Annotated in this window: 15 protein-coding genes, 1 tRNA gene and 1 pseudogene; 6 read left to right on the plus strand and 11 right to left on the minus strand. The window is 52.0% G+C overall.

Translation table 11 applies throughout. The annotated features are described in order from the left end of the window. Positions 1-35 precede the first annotated feature (35 nt). Positions 36-725, minus strand: a complete 690-nt coding sequence (locus B5G10_RS02530; protein ID WP_087423203.1) for a succinate dehydrogenase/fumarate reductase cytochrome b subunit — start codon at positions 723-725, stop codon at positions 36-38. A 297-nt stretch (positions 726-1,022) separates the two neighbouring features. On the opposite strand from B5G10_RS02530, the gene B5G10_RS02535 reads away from it, so the two are divergent. Continuing rightward, positions 1,023-2,111 carry a TlpA disulfide reductase family protein gene (locus tag B5G10_RS02535; protein WP_158098758.1) on the plus strand — a complete coding sequence of 363 codons (1,089 nt, stop codon included), beginning with the start codon at positions 1,023-1,025 and terminating at the stop codon, positions 2,109-2,111. Between the two features lie 224 nt (positions 2,112-2,335). Here B5G10_RS02535 and B5G10_RS02540 read toward each other — a convergent pair. Then, positions 2,336-2,406, minus strand: a tRNA-Gln gene (locus tag B5G10_RS02540). A gap of 82 nt (positions 2,407-2,488) precedes the next feature. Next, entirely contained in the window at positions 2,489-3,781 is a 1,293-nt protein-coding gene (tyrS, locus tag B5G10_RS02545; RefSeq protein WP_087423205.1) for a tyrosine--tRNA ligase, read from the minus strand. Between the two features lie 239 nt (positions 3,782-4,020). On the opposite strand from tyrS, the gene B5G10_RS02550 reads away from it, so the two are divergent. After that, the gene (locus B5G10_RS02550) at positions 4,021-4,560 is read left to right on the plus strand and encodes a UpxY family transcription antiterminator (protein ID WP_087423206.1); all 540 of its coding nucleotides are present in this window, start codon (positions 4,021-4,023) and stop codon (positions 4,558-4,560) included. 23 nt (positions 4,561-4,583) lie between these two features. Here the strand turns inward: B5G10_RS02550 and B5G10_RS02555 are convergent, their stop codons facing one another. From B5G10_RS02555 to B5G10_RS02580, 7 genes and pseudogenes are all read right to left on the minus strand, one after another. After that, positions 4,584-5,219 carry a TatD family hydrolase gene (locus B5G10_RS02555; RefSeq protein WP_343285881.1) on the minus strand — a complete coding sequence of 212 codons (636 nt, stop codon included), beginning with the start codon at positions 5,217-5,219 and terminating at the stop codon, positions 4,584-4,586. A 12-nt stretch (positions 5,220-5,231) separates the two neighbouring features. Continuing rightward, positions 5,232-5,450 (minus strand): annotated as a pseudogene (yidD, locus tag B5G10_RS12925) (membrane protein insertion efficiency factor YidD); the annotation flags it as partial. A gap of 4 nt (positions 5,451-5,454) precedes the next feature. Continuing rightward, positions 5,455-5,856, minus strand: coding sequence for a ribonuclease P protein component (locus B5G10_RS02560; protein ID WP_087423208.1), 402 nt, complete (start codon positions 5,854-5,856; stop codon positions 5,455-5,457). An 82-nt stretch (positions 5,857-5,938) separates the two neighbouring features. Then, positions 5,939-6,688: a uroporphyrinogen-III synthase gene (locus tag B5G10_RS02565; protein ID WP_087423209.1), complete on the minus strand. Its 750-nt coding sequence runs from the start codon at positions 6,686-6,688 to the stop codon at positions 5,939-5,941. Beyond that, on the minus strand, positions 6,685-7,584 hold the full coding sequence (locus B5G10_RS02570; protein ID WP_087423210.1) for a DUF4271 domain-containing protein: 900 nt from the start codon (positions 7,582-7,584) through the stop codon (positions 6,685-6,687). The genes B5G10_RS02565 and B5G10_RS02570 overlap by 4 nt, the downstream gene beginning before the upstream one ends. Positions 7,585-7,598: 14 nt before the next feature. Then, entirely contained in the window at positions 7,599-8,186 is a 588-nt protein-coding gene (locus B5G10_RS02575) for a TIGR00730 family Rossman fold protein (RefSeq protein ID WP_087423211.1), read from the minus strand. 72 nt (positions 8,187-8,258) lie between these two features. Further along, complete coding sequence (locus B5G10_RS02580) at positions 8,259-9,269, minus strand: NAD(P)-dependent oxidoreductase (protein WP_087423212.1); 1,011 nt, start codon at positions 9,267-9,269, stop codon at positions 8,259-8,261. Between the two features lie 270 nt (positions 9,270-9,539). Here B5G10_RS02580 and B5G10_RS02585 point away from each other — a divergent pair, with 270 nt between their 5' ends. The 3 genes from B5G10_RS02585 (at position 9,540) to queG (ending at position 14,408) form a co-directional block, all read left to right on the plus strand. Next, positions 9,540-12,797, plus strand: coding sequence for a DUF2723 domain-containing protein (locus tag B5G10_RS02585; protein ID WP_087423213.1), 3,258 nt, complete (start codon positions 9,540-9,542; stop codon positions 12,795-12,797). Positions 12,798-12,880: 83 nt separating this feature from the next. Next, complete coding sequence (locus B5G10_RS02590) at positions 12,881-13,489, plus strand: polysaccharide deacetylase family protein (RefSeq protein ID WP_087423214.1); 609 nt, start codon at positions 12,881-12,883, stop codon at positions 13,487-13,489. Then, positions 13,464-14,408, plus strand: a complete 945-nt coding sequence (gene queG / locus B5G10_RS02595; RefSeq protein ID WP_087423215.1) for a tRNA epoxyqueuosine(34) reductase QueG — start codon at positions 13,464-13,466, stop codon at positions 14,406-14,408. Before B5G10_RS02590 ends, queG begins: the two co-directional genes overlap by 26 nt. A gap of 164 nt (positions 14,409-14,572) precedes the next feature. Here queG and nagB read toward each other — a convergent pair whose 3' ends face one another. Next, positions 14,573-15,385, minus strand: a complete 813-nt coding sequence (nagB, locus tag B5G10_RS02600) for a glucosamine-6-phosphate deaminase (RefSeq protein WP_087423216.1) — start codon at positions 15,383-15,385, stop codon at positions 14,573-14,575. Between the two features lie 187 nt (positions 15,386-15,572). Here nagB and B5G10_RS02605 point away from each other — a divergent pair, with 187 nt between their 5' ends. Next, positions 15,573-17,555, plus strand: coding sequence for a glucosamine-6-phosphate deaminase (locus tag B5G10_RS02605; RefSeq protein ID WP_087423217.1), 1,983 nt, complete (start codon positions 15,573-15,575; stop codon positions 17,553-17,555). Positions 17,556-17,680: the final 125 nt, after the last annotated feature.

The following is a 17,680-nucleotide window of genomic DNA, read 5'->3' on the forward strand; positions in this document are numbered from 1 at the left end:
CAATTGTTTTTCTGTGAAATGAATAGGTTGGATTATTAAAGGGTGCAAGCTCCACTGCCGGTCAGACTCATCACATAGAACGAGATGGCAACGGCCATAAAGCCCAGGCAGATGATGGTTGCAAAAATGTTGGAGATGCATTTCCAACGGTTGAACCAGATGTGGTTGTTGATACCCAGGGTTTGGATGGCGCTCCAGAATCCGTGAGTGAGGTGGAACCACAAAGCCACAAACCAAATGAGGTAAATAACTACATAAACGGGGCAGCTGAAGGTTTCGCGAATGAGAGCGATACCGTCTTGAGGATCTACTCCGGGCAGGTGATTGATAATCTCGTTGAGCTGCATCTTGTACCAGAAGTTGAAGAGGTGCAAAGCCAGGCCCAATACTACGATGATACCCAGAACAAGCATGTTTTGCGAAGCCCACTCTACGGTTTTCGGACGTGTGTTGACCAGGTAGCGGTCGTTTCCGCGAGCTTTCCGGTTCTGGAAGGTCAGCCAGAAGGCGTAGATGATGTGAATAACGGCTCCGGCGGCCAGAATGACTGTGCCTACGAGAGCATACCAGTTAGCTCCCAAGAATGCGCAGACAGCATTGTAGCCGGCAGGTTTGATTAACGCCACTAAGTTCATACACATGTGAAACGTTAAAAATAGAACGAGAAAGAGTCCTGTTACACTCATGACTACTTTTCGTCCTATGGACGAGTTACTTAACCACATAGGATTTGAATTTAAGTTATTATTTGTTGTAAATAAAAATTATGCAACTTTGCACCATGCAAAAGTAACTGAAGTATGCGGAATATCCAAGCTAATAAGGAAATATTTCTTTAATGGATAAACCCTTTGCTTCGGTCTTTCAATATGGTAAAGAGCAAGAAACAGTCGTTTTTCTTCATATATAGTTCTCAAGCGGGGAAAGGGATTGGGCGAGGTTGTCTTGAAAACCTCGTTTTTATTTGTCCCGACACACTCCTTTCATTATCTTTGCCCCGCTATCAATTATATTATTTATATATGAAAAATAGAACTCTTTTTCTGCTGGTGGCTGCGGCTGCCGTAATGGTTGCATCTTGCAACTCCAATCCTACGTCTTATACAATCGACGGAACCGTAGTTGACTCGACGCTCAACGGCAATACGATTTATCTCACCGATATAGCCTCGCGTAATGTCATCGACAGTGTGGTTATAACCAACAACAAGTTCAAATTCAAGGGTAAAGCCGATACGGCTTTTGTGGGTGTGTTGCAGGCGATGCCCTATCATCTGGGATTGATTGTCGAGAATGGTAATATCGTAGTCGAACTGGGACGAACCGACAAGCTGTCGGGTACCCCCTTGAACGACGAGTTGTATTCCTATATGAACGACATGGATTCGTTGAGACAAGTCATCATGGCTAAACAACAAGAGATTGTGGCAAAAGGTTTATCGAACGAAGAGGCTGCCGAAGAGTGGAGCAAAGTAGAGACTTCGTTTATCAATCCTGCCATAGACAAACTCTACTCTTCTTATTTCGATCGCAACAAAAACAACGTCATGGGTGCATGGGTGATGTATAATTGGGGGGTAACACCTGCTCAATTCGATTCGCTTTACAACTTGATGGGTGATTCGCTCAAGGCCAATCCGCTTGTAAAGGGCATGGTTCATGAGTTTGAGATGTGGAAGAAGACTTCCGAGGGTCAGATGTTTACCGACTTTACCATCGAGCAACCCGACGGTACGAAGGCTTCGCTTTCGGACTATGTGGGTAAAGGTCGCTATGTGCTGGTCGATTTCTGGGCTTCGTGGTGTACTCCTTGCCGTGCCGAGATTCCCAATATCAAGGAACTGTATGACAAATACCACGACCAAGGTCTCGACGTGCTGGGTGTAGCCGTGTGGGACAAAGTCGAGGATACTCAAAAGGCTATCGAAGAGCTGGGTATCGTTTGGCCGCAAATCATCAATGCACAGCAGATACCTACCGATCTTTACAGTATCAGGGGTATTCCTCATATCATCTTGTTTGCCCCCGACGGAACCATCGTTGCTCGTGACTTGCGCGACGAAGCGATGAAGGAAAAGGTGGCCGAGGTGATGAAGACCGTGAAGAAGTAAAAAATATCAATATCGTGTATTGCGGCGCCTCTCTTACCCTGCCAGGGTGGGAGAGGCGCTGTTGTTTTGTTGCAGGGAGATATTGCCGGTGGGGCTGGCCGGCGATACTTCATGGAGGAGGGGTTGTTCCATTCTTCTCTTTCGAGCCGTTTGTTCTCTGGGCGAGAGGTTGGGATAGATAGAAACAAAAACGAGCAGCGGAAGTACCGTTGCTCGTTCTTGTGTTGGCTTACCAGGATTCGAACCTAGACAAACAGAACCAAAACCTGTTGTGCTGCCATTACACCATAAGCCAAACTTATTTGCTTTGAGGTCTCAATCCTCAAAAGCGAGGCAAAGATAATTCGTTTTTATGGCTTTGCCAAATTTTAGACGAATTATTTTGCGATAAGCAGGTAATAATTCTTTTTACCCCGTTGCACGATGATGTATTTGTCGTTCAACAGGTAGCTGCCGTCGATTTTTGTATCGGGAGCGGTGAGTTTCTCTTTGTTTATCGATACGCCGCCGCCTTGGGTGAGTTTCCGCATTTCGCCCTTCGAGGGGAATACGGCAGCCATCTCGGTAGTCAGCTCGATAGCCGGTACTCCGCCCACGATGGCGTCGCGCGATACTTCGAACTGGGGAACTCCCTCGAAGACAGCAAGCAGGGTATCTTCGTCGAGCTTGTGCAACTGTTCCGAAGTGGAGTTACCAAAGAGGATGTTCGAGGCCTCGACGGCAGCGTCGTAGTCGGCTTGCGAGTGTACCATGACGGTTACCTCGCGGGCCAGGCGTTTTTGCAGCACGCGCAGGTGAGGAGCCTGGTCGTGCTCGGCGATGAGGGCTTCGATCTCTTCGCGGGAAATCGAGGTGAATATCTTGATGTAGCGTTTGGCGTCCTCGTCGCTCACGTTGAGCCAGAACTGGTAGAACTTGTAGGGCGAGGTGTAGCGGGCATCGAGCCATACGTTGCCCGACTCGGTCTTGCCGAATTTCGTACCGTCGGCTTTGGTTACCAGCGGGCAGGTGAGGGCGAATACCTCGCCGCCGTTGGTGCGGCGTATGAGTTCGGCACCGGTGGTGATGTTGCCCCATTGGTCCGAACCACCCAATTGCAGTTTGCAGTTCTTGGTTTCGTAGAGGTGCAGGAAGTCGTATCCTTGCAACAACTGGTAGGTGAACTCGGTGAAGGAGAGTCCGTCGCGAGCCTCGCCATTGAGTCGTTTCTGAACCGAATCTTTGGCCATCATATAGTTGACGGTGATGTGCTTGCCCACCGTGCGGGCGAAGTCGAGGAACGTGAAGTCCTTCATCCAATCGTAGTTGTTTACCAGTTCGGCATGGTTGGGAGCGTCCGATTCAAAATCGAGGAACTTGCTCAACTGCTTCTTGATACATTCCTGGTTGTGACGCAGGGTCTCCTCGTCGAGCAGGTTGCGCTCTTGCGATTTGCCCGAGGGGTCGCCAATCATACCGGTAGCACCTCCTACCAGCGCCAGGGGTTTGTGGCCGCAGCGTTGGAAATGGCGCAGCATCATCACGCCGCACAAGTGGCCTATGTGGAGCGAATCGGCCGTGGGGTCGAATCCCAAATAGGCAGTAACCATTTCTTTTTCAAGGAGCTCTTCTGTACCAGGCATCATGGTGTGTACCATTCCGCGCCATTTTAGTTCTTCTACAAAATTCATCGAATGAAAACTTATTTAAATGTTTGGTTGTTGTTTTCCCGCAGCGATGAGGGTAGGTGAGCTGCTGCTGAGCGGGGCTGTCCAGTCCCTGTTTCTGCGGTAGCTGCAAAATTACGACTCTTTATCGAAACAAACAATTTTAAGGCCGAAATAACAAAAAATAAGAACAGCCTCTTGATTTTATCGATAATCTCGCTTATTTAAATTATTTTTGTGCAAACCGATTTTTCAGTAATGTTATGGGGAATAATGAGACCGATCTCAAATGGTTTGCTATTCGGGTGACATACAGCCGGGAGATGGCATTGAAGGGGTATCTCGACCAGTGTGGGATAGAGTCGTTTATACCCATGCAGTATAAACTGGTTGCCAAGGGTGAGCGCCGGGTGCGTAAACTCGTGCCGGTTATTCACAACCTGGTTTTTGTGCGGTTGAACCGCGAGAAGATGGATGAGGTCAAAAAGGAGATTTCGCTCAAGATACCCCTTCGTTATATTATGAATCGCGAGAAGCACGAGCCTCTGATTGTGCCCGACAGACAGATGCATAGTTTCATTGCCGTGGCCGGAGCTTATGACGAGCAGGTGGTCTATTTGGACTCCAACGTGCTCTCTTTGCGCGAAGGCGATCGGGTGCGCATTACCGGCGGGGTCTTTGCCGGGGTCGAAGGGGTGTTCCTTCGCATCAAGGGCGACCGCCGGGTGGTGGTCTCGATCGAGGGGGTGATGGCTGTAGCTACGGCTTTTGTGCATCCCTCGCTCATCGAGCGGGTCTCTTGAGATGCCGGTGTGGCAAAAAAAGGTCAGGATTGGTGTGCCGATGACTGCAACGGGAATATGCGGGCCACGTTTGCCGCTATTGCCTTGTGCAGGCGGTGGGGCGAGAGGTTGCGTATGTGTGCTGCTTTTCGATAGAGCTTGTCGATAGTCATCTGGCCCTCGTCGGTCTCGAGGAAGAGGCGGTCGAGGGGAATCGATTTCAGGGTTTCATGATTGTAATATTCGCCAAACGAGAGGTACAGCCCCTCGCGAAGGAGTTGTGCCGCGGTCTCGGGTTTCCCTCTGAAGCCGTGGATGATCCACGGTTGTGCGGGGTGCTTGGCCTTGTGTATGCGGATGATGTCGTCGTAGGATTTTACGGCATGGATGACAAGCGGTTTGTGCCACTGCTCCGAGAGTCGTATCTGTTTCTCGAAGTAGATGAGCTGCTCTTCGTAGTTGACCCCGCTTTTGATTTTGTCGAGCCCCGTCTCGCCCACGGCTACCACTTGTTCGTGTGATACAGCAGCTTCGAGTTGGGTAATCGACTCCTTCGAGGCCTCCGAGAGACTCCAGGGGTGCAGTCCTACCGAGTAGTATTTGCCCGGTTGGGGATGGAACTCGTCGGGGGTGGTGCTGATGATGGCCCCATAGCGGTTGTGGTGGGTGTGTATGTCTATGGGAAATTTGGGTGGAACCGGGTCGTAGCCGCTACCTCCCCAGGGATGACAGCTCAAGAGACGCCGGGTGGCGAGCCAGAACCCTTTGAATGGGCCGTGTATCTGTATGGCCTCGATGGCATACTGCGAGCAGGTGGGTACATACCGGCACGAGGGCGGCAGCATGGGCGAAATGCAGGCCCGATAGAAACGGATGGGGCCAATCAGCAAGGCCGATAGAAACTTTTTCATGGCCTCACGATTCGGTGGTTTGTTGAGGTTCGGTTCGTTGTACCAGTCGTTCCAGAGCCTCGATCATATTTTTCTCGATCGACTTGAAGTCGGTGAGGTTCTTGTCGAGATAGAGGAATGCCAGGTGTATCGACTGGTTGCGGCGGGCCAGCGGTTCGGCCAGAATCTCTTTGTGCAGGCGGTAGGCCTCGCGGATGCGTCGGCGCAGATATACCCGCTTAACCGCCCGTTTGAAATTCCGTTTGGGGATGTTGATAAAAAACTGGGGTGCGGCCGTCGAGTTCTCGTCGATGCGATAGACGATGCGCAGCGGATAGACAATGAAGGCGCTGCCCTCGGCAAACAGTCGGTTGATGGCTGTTCGGCTACATAGTTTTTCGCTTTTGGGCAGGCAGTGATTGTTCATTGTGTGTTTGAAAATAAAACCTCATAAGCGCCTCCTTTCGGTGAAAGACGATTATGAGGTTTGGTTCTTGTCGAAAAAGAGGTTATTTCTTTTTGCTTTGTTCTTTCAGGAAAAGATCGAGAGCGGCGGTCATCGACGGGGCTCCGGGCGAGGGAGCTTCGACATCGAGTCGCAGGCCGGCATCGCGTACGGTCTGGGCCGTTGTGGGACCAAAGGTTCCTATCTTGATATCGCCCTGCTCAAACTCGGGGAAGTTCTTGAGGAGCGACTTGATACCCGACGGGCTGAAAAACACGAGCATATCGTAGTCAAACGGTTCACCCTCTTCAAAATCGTTGCTCACGGTGCGGTACATGATGGCCCGTGTGTAGTTGATTTTGTGTTTCTCCAGAACAGTGGTCTGCTCTTTGTGCACATCCGACACGGGGAAGAGGAATTTCTCCCCGGCGTGTTTCAGCAACGAGGGAACCAGGTCGTCCAGTTTGCCCGAGTTGCCGAAGAATATCTTGCGTTTGCGATAGACGATATACTTCTGCAAATAGAGGGCGATAGCCTCGGTCGTACAGAAATATTTCATCGTCTCGGGGATATTGACGCGCAACTCTTCGCACAGGCGGAAGAAGTGGTCGATGGCGGTACGAGCCGTGAAAATGACAGCGGTATATTCCGGTATGGAAATCTTCTGTTGTCTGAACTCTTTGGAGGTCAGGCCCTCTACCTTGATAAAGGGACGAAATACGATATTGACGCCATATCGCTCGGCGATATCGTAGTAAGGCGATTTTTCGGAACTCGGCTTAGGCTGAGAAACAAGAATTTTCTTAATTTTCAAAGCTGCTGTATTTTTAGTTCGACAAAATTATATATCAATATGCTTGATTTATATACCCAAAATAGGGGTGCGATTTCGAGGGCACAAAAGTACACAATAAAATAGAATAAATCTAATATATTGCGGTAAAAAATCTTAAACCCTTTATAAATAAATAAGATACGGGAAATCACATAGATAGCGGCCGCAACGGCCAACATGACGGGTTTCCACTGCGGGACGAATATCATCGCCAGCACGGGTACGGCCATGGGGATACTGATGATGGCGTTGATCGAGATAAAGCTCTCGACCCATTTGCGGGTGTGGGCTGCATCGGTAAAGATGAGTCCGAGACCTCGGTAGAGCCATTTTTGCAGAAAATAGTACCCAAAAGCCACCAGGCTGCCGCAGCAGACTCCTGTGCCGATGGGAACCGACAGGGTGGGGATGTGCTGCAACAGGAGTTCAAACAGGCAGAATCCCTCCGACACGAAGGTCATGCCCAGCAGTACCGCTCGCAACTGGGTCTCTCGCACGGTAGAGTCGTCGAAGAGGCTTTGGCGCTCTTTCACGTTGAGTACGCTCCTGAATATTTCGCCCAGGAACTTGGTCCCTTTTTTAAAGGTAAAGGCAAACAGCAGGAAAACCACGACCACGATACTCACCAGCAACGAGTTGTTGGTAGGAGTGTCGGGCATCGGTTTGGCGTCGAATCCCTCGGGAATGGCAATGATTGTCTCTTGCAGGTCTTTGAGCGGATCGCTCTCTTGCAGGGGGGTGCTGCGCTCAAACCCTTGGATATATTGTGGCACGAACACCTGGGGGACAACCACTGGCGACGGGGTGCCGGTGGTATCGACCGCCTGGAGGGTGTCGGCGACAAGGTGGGTATCGGGTGCAGCAGAAACGGTCATAGGCTATAACGGGATTAGATAGCGGCTATTTTGCGGATGCTGGGATCCCACGCAGGAGTGGTCACGATGGCCTCGATGGCCTCTTGCGGCGTGTAGGCGACCTGCCACATGCGGGCATGCTCCCGGCGCATGAAGTTCTCGTCGATGGCTTTGTTCAACATCTCGATGAGGGGATCGTAGTATCCGTCGATATTGAGTATCACGATGGGGTTGAGGAAGAGTCCCAGCTGCTTCCAGGTGATAATTTCGAAGAGCTCTTCGAAGGTGCCGCAGCCGCCGGGCAGGGCAATGACCGCATCGGCCTCCTGGGCCATGCGCTCCTTGCGCTCGTGCATGTTGGCGGTTACAACCGTCTGGGTCAGACCCGGGTGACACCATCCTTCGTCGATCATGAAGCGGGGAATCACCCCCATCACTTCGCCTCCGTGGGCCAGCACACTGTCGGCCAGCGTGCCCATGAGCCCCTGGTTTCCGGCACCGCATACACATCGCATGCCTTTTTGAGCGAGCAGCTCACCGATTTGGCGGGCAGCCTCGAAATAGTCGGGGTTTATTTTGGAACTGGATGCGCAATAGACGCATACCGATTTTATCTTTTTCATTGTCACCTGCTTGAATCGTGCTGCAAAGGTAACGCTTTTTTTTGAAAGACGGCTCGTTTGCGGGGGGCTACCTTACAGCCAATGGTGCTGGCGGTACCACTTTACACACTCGTTCACGCCCCGCTCGAGGCTGTATTGGGGCTCGAACCCCAACTCGTTGCGGGCATCGGAGATGTCGCATATCCAGTTGCGTTGTTTCATGATGCGGAACTTGTCGCGGTTGAGGGTACTGGTCTTGCCCAGGAGGGCGGCACACTTTTCGGCAATGACCGACACGAGCCAGAGTCCGGCAATGGGTATCTTCACCGGTATCACCCAACGCTTGCCCAGCGCCGCGGCCACATACCGGCGGAATTGCGACGAAGTGTAGGCCTGCCCTTCGGAGAGGAAGTAGCCCCGGCGAGTCACACCCCGGTCAATAGCCTTGAAAATGGCCTGTACCAGGTCCTTTACATAGATGAAGGTGATGAGTTGGGGCTTGAATCCCACGATGAAGTCGAATCCATATTTGATGCTTTTCATCATGAGGTAGTAGTCTTTCTCATAAGGGCCATACACTCCAGTGGGGCGCATTACCACATAGGGAAATCCGTCGAGCGACTGCAGGTGCCGTTCGGCCTTCAGCTTGCTCTGTCCGTAGCGGGTATTGGGGTGGGGGATATCGGTGGGGCGTATGGGGGTGAAGTTCTTCTCGTCGCCCAGTCCCCAGGCTCCCAGGCTGCTCATGAGGATAAACTGCTTGGGCACCATGTCGGTGGCGACGAGAGCCTCAGTGAAATTCTTGACAAACCCGTAGTTGATGCGGTCGAAGTCGTCGGGGTTCTTGCACTTGGTCACCCCCAGGTTATGGATGATATAGTCCCAGCGGCCATATTCCTTTTTGTGTTGCAGCAGTTGGTCGGCCAGCACTTGTGGATTTCCATAGTTGAAGTCGATGAATTGTATGGACGGGTCTTTGAGGTGTTCGCGCGAGGTGGTTTTGCGCACCCCGGCCCAGGTTTCGTATCCACGCGAGAGGGCCTCCTCGACAATGAAACCGCCGATGAAACCGCCGGCGCCGGTAATCAATATTCGGGTACTCATAAAAGCAAATTCGTTTGGCGGGTAAAAGTAATAAGAAACCGGGTAAGTAGGAGCCACGCAGCTGCTATTTTGTGAAATATAGGCGATAATTTATTATAAAAAGTTTACAATGAGAGGAGATTAACAATCTTTCATTATCTTTGCCGGGTATATGAAAAACAGATAGGCGATACAGACTCCTCGGTAAAGCGGTACAGGCTTTTCCCGGGGTTGTTTTTGTGTAAAGCTCTATCGGTTTGGCTCCTGAAAATAAAAGACAAAATAAACAGAATGAAACGGTACAAATTACTGAACAATGTGTTGGGGTGGGTAGTCTTCGTCATCGCGGCGGTTACCTATATCCTCACCTTGGAATCGACCGCCAGTTTTTGGGACTGCGGTGAGTTTATAGCTTCGGGATATAAACTGGAAGTGGGTCACCCGCCGGGAAACCCCATCTTCATGTTGACGGCGCGCTTCTTTGCCAATTTTGCCTCTTCTCCTTCGGAGGTTGCCTATATGGTCAACCTCATGTCGGGATTGTTGAGTGCCGCCACCATCCTGCTGCTTTTCTGGACCATCACCCGCCTGGCACAGAAGATAGTGCTGCGCGAGGGCGAGACCGTCGATACCATGTCGATGGGTCAGATGATTACCATCCTGGGTTGCGGTGTGGTAGGAGCATTGGCCTATGCGTGGTCCGATACCTTCTGGTTCTCGGCCGTAGAGGGTGAGGTTTATGCCTACTCTTCGTTCTGTACGGCCCTGGTGTTCTGGCTCATCCTCAAGTGGGAGAGTGTGGCCGACGAGCCCCATTCCAACCGCTACATCATACTCATCGCCTACATCATAGGCGTGTCGATTGCGGTGCACCTGCTCAACCTGTTGTGTATCCCCGCCATCGTGCTGGTATATTACTATCGCAAGTTCAAGAATACCAACCTGAAGGGCTCTATCGTTGCCCTGTTGCTCTCGTTTGTACTCATCGTGCTGTTGCTCTACGGACTGGTTCCCGGTTTCGTCGAGGTAGCTAGTTGGGCCGAGTTGCTCTTTGTCAACGTATTCCACCTTCCGTTCAACAGTGGTGTAATCTTCTACTTCTTCCTGATTGTAGGTGTTATCGCCTGGGCCATCTATGAGACTTATGCACAGCGCAGCGAGAAGCTGATGAAGGTTTCGTTCTTTATCAGCATCGTGCTGGTAGGCATCCCCTTCATTGGCGATGGCTATGTGATTGGCATTATCCTTTCGCTGGCGTTGGCCTACTACCTCTTCTTTATGCGCAAGCACCCTTCGGTGGTGACCATGAACACGATTCTGCTTTCGTTGTTTGTCATCTTCATCGGTTATTCGTCCTACGCACTCATCATGATACGTTCGACGGCCAATACCCCCATGGATCAGAACTCACCCGAGGATATCTTCAGCCTGAGCGGTTACCTCAACCGTGAGCAGTATGGCGACCGTCCGCTCTTCTATGGGCAGACCTTCAATGCCGAGGTGCTGCGCGATGCCAACGGTACGGCGGTATCGACTCAGGGGAAACCTATTTGGAAAAAGAAACTGAAATCGTCGCCCGACGAACCCGACCGCTATATCGTTACCGGGCACGACGAGCACTACAAGTACGAACCCGAGTTGTGCATGCTCTTCCCCCGTATGTACAGCGACAAGGCCGAGCACATATCGGCCTACAAGGAGTGGACCAATTTCAAAGGTCATCCCGTGCAGGTGAGCACCCCCGACGGTACCAAGACTGTGGTGAAACCCACCTTGGTCGAAAACCTCGCCTTCTTCATCAACTACCAGTTCAAGCACATGTACTGGCGTTATTTCATGTGGAACTTTGCCGGCCGGCAGAACGATATCCAGGGTCATGGCGATGTGCAGAGCGGTAACTGGATAAGCGGCTTCAACTTCATCGACAAGTACATTGCCGGCGACCAGACCAATCTGCCCGACGACCTCAAGAACAACGCCGGTCACAACGTCTTCTACATGTTGCCGCTGCTGCTGGGTCTTATCGGTTTCTTCTTCCAGGGCTTCTCGGGCAAGAAGGGTATCGAGAGTTTCTTGGTCACCTTCTCCCTCTTCTTCATGACGGGTATCGCCATTGTTATCTACCTTAACCAAACTCCTTACCAGCCGCGTGAGCGAGACTATGCTTATGCCGGTTCGTTCTATGCCTTTGCCATTTGGATTGGCTTGGGTGTGGCCGCTATCTGGCGAGGCCTCAACTACCTGGCCAAGACGACCGACGAGCAATCCAAGTCAACGGTGACTGCCGTTGTGGCATCGCTCCTGTGCTTGTGTGTGCCCTTGCAGATGGTAAGTCAAACGTGGGACGATCACGACCGTTCGGGCCGTTACGTTTGCCGCGACTTCGGTATGAACTACCTGTCGAGTGTCGATGAAAACGCCATCCTCTTTACCAACGGCGACAACGATACCTTCCCCTTGTGGTATGCTCAAGAGGTCGAGGGCTATCGTACCGACGTGCGGGTGTGCAACCTCTCTTACTTGCAGACCGACTGGTACATCGACCAGATGAAACGTCCCGCCTACGAGTCGGCTCCGCTGCCCATTTCGGCCGACGAGTCGAAATATGCCTACGACGTGCGCTCCTACAACTATGTGATCAACCGTCTGGCCGACTCGATTACGGTGCGCGATGCGTTGAACTATCTTTATAGCGATGAGGCATGGACCAAGGATGTGCCGGGATACGGTGCTCTCAACCACTTGCCCACCAACCAGCTCTATATCCCGGTCGATGCCAATGCTGCGATTGCTTCGGGTACGGTAGCTCCCGGGTTGAAAGACAGCATCGTTTCGCGCATTGTGCCCAACTTTACCAACAAACGGGGATTCACCATGAGCGAAATCGCCTCGCTCGACATCGTCAATACCAATGCCGAGCAGGGTTGGAAACGCCCCGTATATTTTGCCGTAACCGTGGGTAGCAGCTACTACCTGGGGCTCGAGGACTACTTCTCGCGCACCGGTCTGGCCTACCAGGTTGTTCCCTTGAAAGGGGTGGGCAACAACATCAATACCGACAAGATGTACGACAACATGGTCAACCGTTTCCGCTGGGGTGGCATCGACCAGGCTACGAAAGAGCATCCGCTCTATCTCGATGAGAATGTGCGCCGCATGTGCAACACCATCCGCATGATGTTTGCCGACCTGGTAGAGCAACTCATCAAAGAGGGCAAGAACGAGAAGGCCCTGACGGCTCTGAACCTCATTATGGAGAAGATTCCGGGCTGGCAGGTAACTCACGACCTCACCTCGATATCGTTTGGCCAGTCTTATCTCGAGTTGGGCGAACGGGAGAAAGGCGAGGCTCTGTTGAGCGAAATCTTCGAAACCTCGGCCAGCTATCTCAACTGGTACAAGGATCTCACGCCGGGACAGCTTCGCTCCATTCGCAACGATTATGAGAAGCATGTATATATGGTTCACACGATCAATGAGTTGAGCGCGGTTTATGGTTTGACCGATTTGCAAAATAAGATTGCGTCGCGTTTTGCCATTCAAGAATAAATAGTATATAATCTTTTGCGGGAGAGGGTCGGGAAAAACAGTTCTTCGATTCTCTCCCGGCTTTTATCTCATACACCCTGTTTATGTTTATAGAGCAACCCCCGTTTTTCTACCGCATGCTGTTCCCCGAGACCATTTGGCGTATCCCGGGCGACAAGAAGACCGTCTATCTCACCTTCGACGACGGGCCTATTCCACAGGTTACTCCGTGGGTACTCGATGTGCTCGACTATTATTCGGTGAAGGCTACCTTCTTCTGTGTGGGAGAGAATGTGGCTCGCAATCCCAACCTCTTTCAGGAGTTGAGACGGCGGGGACACCAGGTGGGGAACCACACGATGAACCATGTGCAGGGTATGTCCACCCCGCCCGAAAAATATGTGCGCAACGTGCTCAATGCCCACGACCTCATCCAGAGCCAGCTTTTCAGACCACCCCATGGTCACATGCTCCCCGGGCAGGCCAAGTTGTTGAAGAAAGATTTCAGCATCATCATGTGGGATGTCGTGACCCGCGATTACAGCAATAAGCTGTCGGGCGAGCAGGTGTTTGGCAATGTGAAACGCTATGCCCGCAACGGCTCCATCATTGTGTTTCACGACTCGATCAAGGCCGAGCGCAATCTGCATTATGCCTTGCCGAGAACCATAAACTGGTTGCGAGAAAATGGATTCCTCTTCCGAACGCTTTGACCTCCGGGAGCAAATTCGATGCGAAGCCCTTCGGTTGGGTTTCGATGCTTGTGGCTTCGCACGGGTGGACGAGGTGGACTCTCGTGCGCGTGAAGCCTATCGGCAATGGCTCGACGACGGCAAGCAGGCCCAGATGGACTATCTGGGCAATTACCTCGACTTGCGCGACAATCCGGCTCTGCTCTATCCGGGAGCCCGCACCCTCATCTGTGTGGCTCTCAATTATTACCCGGCTCGGTTTCAGCCGCAGGAGAATCCACAGTTTGCCTACTATGCCTATGGACGTGACTATCACGAGGTAATGCGTGAAAAATTGCGGCAGTTGGCCGCTTTTGTCGCCCCCCTCTCGGGTGACGAGGGTCGGGTGTGTTGCGACACGGCTCCCGTGCGTGAGCGTTATTGGGCCGTGCGGGCCGGCTTGGGATTTGTGGGGAAAAATGCCCAGTTGATTATTCCGGGTAAAGGCTCCTATTTCTTTTTGGGCGAATTGCTTACGGCGCTTGCCTTACCCCCCGACGAGCCCCTTGCTGCGCGTTGTGGCGATTGCACTCGCTGTCGCGACCATTGTCCCACGGGAGCTCTCGATACTTCGGGACAAGTCGATGCCCGGCGGTGTATCTCGTGCCAGACCATCGAGAACCGCGGCGAAATACCCCCGGACGTAGCGACACAGATGGGCAACCGGGTCTATGGCTGTGATACTTGCCAGCAGTGCTGTCCGTGGAATCGGGCGGCCTCCCCTTCGACGCATCCCGAGTTTGCCCCGAGAGACGAATTTCTCGCCCTCGACGCTGCCCGTTTCGAAACCCTTACTCCCGACGAATTCAATCGCATCTTTCGCCACTCGGCCGTTCGCCGTGCCAAGTATGCGGGACTCATGCGCAACTTTGCTGCGTGGAAAAAGAACCAAAATTTTTGACGAACCGCTGCAAAGCGATAGCAAGTGCATCCCTTCGCAGCGATACAGCTCTCTGTAACCTCTCTTTTTGAAATCTATATCCTTCCCTTCACTTCGAAAAAAACGAGGGCTCCAACCGGTGTGGAACCCTCGCTTATAATCGGGTAAAAAGATATTCGCTGTGATTATTTCAGCAGGCTGTCGGGGTCGAGGTTGTTGTGCTCGATGTCCAGGAAATATTTGTAAGTGCCCACTTTCAGTTCGGCCGTAGCTGCATCGTCGCAAACGATAATGCTCTTGGGGTGCATTTGCAGGGCCGTGATAGTCCACATTTGCGAAACGCCGCCCTCTACGCCCTGTTGCAGTGCGCGAGCCTTGTTGTGGCCGTTGACGATGATGAGCACGTTGCGGGCAGCCATTACCGTGCCTACACCTACCGTGAGAGCCGTCTTGGGCACGAGGTTGGTATCGCCGCCGAAGAAACGCGAGTTGGCGATGATGGTGTCTTGAGTCAACGTTTTTACACGGGTGCGCGAAGTGAGCGACGAACCCGGTTCGTTGAAGGCGATGTGACCGTCGGGACCTACACCACCGAGGAAGAGCTCGATGCCTCCGTAGGAAGCAATCTTAGCCTCGTAGCGAGCGCACTCCTCTTCGGGATTGGCCGCATTGCCGTTGAGTATGTTCACATTCTCGGGACGGATATCGATGTGCGAGAAGAAGTTGCTCCACATGAAAGTGTGGTAGCTTTGCTCGTGATCCTCGGGCAGATTGCAATATTCGTCCATGTTGAAGGTCACCACGTTGCGGAACGAAACCACCCCTTTCTTGTTCAACTCGATGAGGTGTTTGTACATGCCCAGGGGAGACGAACCGGTGGGAAGACCCAGCACGAAAGGTTTCTCCTCGGTGGGTTTGAATTTATTGATGCACGATGCCACATAGTTAGCGGCCCAACGCGAAACAGCATCATAGGTTGGTTCGATAATCAGTCTCATGATTTTATAGATTTTTATAGATTTTAGCTTTCCCCAAAAGTAATCATTTTTTGGCAAGTATCGACCAACGGGGGAATTTTTTGTGTATTTTTCTAAAAATCGAATATCCTTCCATCATTTTTTACTTTTTTTGTGTAGAAAAAATGTAAAGGAATCATTAAGTTTGTAACTCAAAAATACTATCGCGATGAAAACAAATCTAAGTTCTCAAATTAAACTGGACCGAATACCCAAACGGTATTACGCTCCTGATGGTGAGTTGGAACTCGCGGCTCTCACGCGGGAAGAAAAGATCTATACCAAAATCTTTGAAGGTTCTGATGAGGGTTCGGTTTATGTCGCTCACGACATTGCCGAGTTGATTCAGAAATGCAAGGCCGAACACCGCCATTGCGTGCTTGCTTTGGGTTCGGGTGCAGCCACCCACTCGGTCTATGCCGAATTGGTGCGCATGTATCAGGCCGGTGAAGTGAGCTTCTCGAATGTAATCGTATTCAACATTGGCGAATACTATCCCTTGGCCGAAGGTGCTCCCGGCACCATGAGTCTCTTGAAAGAGTTGCTGCTCGACAAGGTAAACATCGATCCCGAGAATATCCACACACCCAGCAAGATGATCTCGAAAGAGGATCTCTATGTATATTGCAAGAAATACGAGGAGGAGATCGAAGCCTGTGGAGGCATCGACCTGGCTCTGTGCGAAATCGGTGCCGTAGGCAACCTCGCCTTCAACGAACCGGGCTCGCAGCTCAACTCGTCGTGCCGTCTCATGTTGCTCGGTAGCGACGCCCGTCACGTGGCCTCGTCGCAATTCAACTCCAGTGAGAATGTACCTCGCAGCGCCATCACGCTGGGTATCTCGAACCTCATGGCCGCCCGTCGCATTATCTGCGTGGCTTGGGGTGAGAATCGTGCCAACATTGTGAAACGCACCATCGAGGGCGAGATTACCGACCTTATCCCCTCGACCTTCCTGCAGACCCACCGTCGTGCCAAAGTGGTGCTCGACCTCTCGGCTGCCGAAGCCTTGACCCGTATCAGCCGCCCCTGGCTCGTTACCTCTTGCGAGTGGGACGAGAAACTCATTCGTCGTGCCATCGTTTGGTTGTGCAAGGTAACCGGTAAACCCATCTTGAAGTTGACCGACAAGGACTACAACGACAACGGCTTGAGCGAGCTGGTTGCCCTCTTCGGTTCGGCCTACAACGTGAACATCCGCATCTTCAATTCGCTGCAACATACCATCACCGGCTGGCCCGGCGGTAAACCCAATGCCGACGATACCTTCCGTCCCGAGCGTGCTAAACCCTATCCGAAACGGGTTATCGTCTTCAGCCCGCACCCCGACGACGATGTTATCTCCATGGGTGGTACCCTCAAACGTCTCGCCGTGCAGAAACACGATGTGCATGTAGCCTATGAGACCTCGGGCAATATCGCCGTAGGCGACGAGGATATGATGCGTTACATCATGCTCATCGACAATATTGCCAAGAAATTCAAATTCGATACTCCCGAACTCTTGAAGGAGAGCAGCGAGATTCACAAATTCATCGAGCAGAAGAAAGACGGTGAGTCCGATACTCCCGATATCCGCTTCATCAAGACGATGATTCGTCGGGGCGAGGCTCGCACCGCCTGCAACTATATCGGCATCAAACCCGAGAACGTTCACTTCCTCAACCTCCCCTTCTATGAAACGGGAACCATCAAGAAAGGCGACCTCACCGAAACCGATATCCAAATCGTGAAAGACCTTATCGAATCGGTGAAACCGCACCAGATTTTCGTAGCCGGCGACTTGGCCGACCCGCACGGAACTCACAAGGTTTGCCTCGATGCCGTGCTCGCCGCCATCGACGAGATCAAGGACGAAGAGTGGATGAAAGATTGCCGCATCTGGATGTATCGTGGCGCCTGGGCCGAATGGGAAATCGACCACATCGAAATGGCCGTGCCCCTCAGCCCCGAAGAGCTGCGTCAGAAACGTAACTCGATTCTCAAACACCAGTCGCAGATGGAGAGCGCTCCCTTCCTGGGCGACGACGAACGTCTCTTCTGGCAACGTGCCGAGGATCGTAACAAAGCTACGGCCGACCTCTATGCCAGCCTGGGTTTGGCTTCCTACGAGGCTATCGAAGCCTTTGTTGAGTATCATCCCATTCGATAATCCTCTCACAGGTATATATGATACGGGAGGCGGTGTAAAACCGCCTCCCGTTCTTTTTATGTCCTTTTCGCTGGAGGAAATACGACGGCTTCAGCCTCGTTTCCGCCCGCACGCAGGGCTTGAAA

This window comes from Barnesiella sp. An55, from assembly GCF_002161555.1.
GTDB lineage: Bacteria > Bacteroidota > Bacteroidia > Bacteroidales > Barnesiellaceae > Barnesiella > Barnesiella merdipullorum.

What these genes read in the sequence shown, in the direction of transcription:
- B5G10_RS02560 (WP_087423208.1), bottom strand. Translation starts at nt 5,856, where the DNA reads ATGAACAATCACTGCCTGCCCAAAAGCGAAAAACTATGTAGCCGAACA.
- B5G10_RS02605 (WP_087423217.1), top strand. Translation starts at nt 15,573, where the DNA reads ATGAAAACAAATCTAAGTTCTCAAATTAAACTGGACCGAATACCCAAA.
- B5G10_RS02590 (WP_087423214.1), top strand. Translation starts at nt 12,881, where the DNA reads ATGTTTATAGAGCAACCCCCGTTTTTCTACCGCATGCTGTTCCCCGAG.
- B5G10_RS02585 (WP_087423213.1), top strand. Translation starts at nt 9,540, where the DNA reads ATGAAACGGTACAAATTACTGAACAATGTGTTGGGGTGGGTAGTCTTC.
- B5G10_RS02570 (WP_087423210.1), bottom strand. Translation starts at nt 7,584, where the DNA reads ATGACCGTTTCTGCTGCACCCGATACCCACCTTGTCGCCGACACCCTC.
- B5G10_RS02535 (WP_158098758.1), top strand. Translation starts at nt 1,023, where the DNA reads ATGAAAAATAGAACTCTTTTTCTGCTGGTGGCTGCGGCTGCCGTAATG.
- B5G10_RS02550 (WP_087423206.1), top strand. Translation starts at nt 4,021, where the DNA reads ATGGGGAATAATGAGACCGATCTCAAATGGTTTGCTATTCGGGTGACA.
- B5G10_RS02575 (WP_087423211.1), bottom strand. Translation starts at nt 8,186, where the DNA reads ATGAAAAAGATAAAATCGGTATGCGTCTATTGCGCATCCAGTTCCAAA.
- nagB (WP_087423216.1), bottom strand. Translation starts at nt 15,385, where the DNA reads ATGAGACTGATTATCGAACCAACCTATGATGCTGTTTCGCGTTGGGCC.
- queG (WP_087423215.1), top strand. Translation starts at nt 13,464, where the DNA reads ATGGATTCCTCTTCCGAACGCTTTGACCTCCGGGAGCAAATTCGATGC.
- tyrS (WP_087423205.1), bottom strand. Translation starts at nt 3,781, where the DNA reads ATGAATTTTGTAGAAGAACTAAAATGGCGCGGAATGGTACACACCATG.
- B5G10_RS02580 (WP_087423212.1), bottom strand. Translation starts at nt 9,269, where the DNA reads ATGAGTACCCGAATATTGATTACCGGCGCCGGCGGTTTCATCGGCGGT.
- B5G10_RS02530 (WP_087423203.1), bottom strand. Translation starts at nt 725, where the DNA reads ATGTGGTTAAGTAACTCGTCCATAGGACGAAAAGTAGTCATGAGTGTA.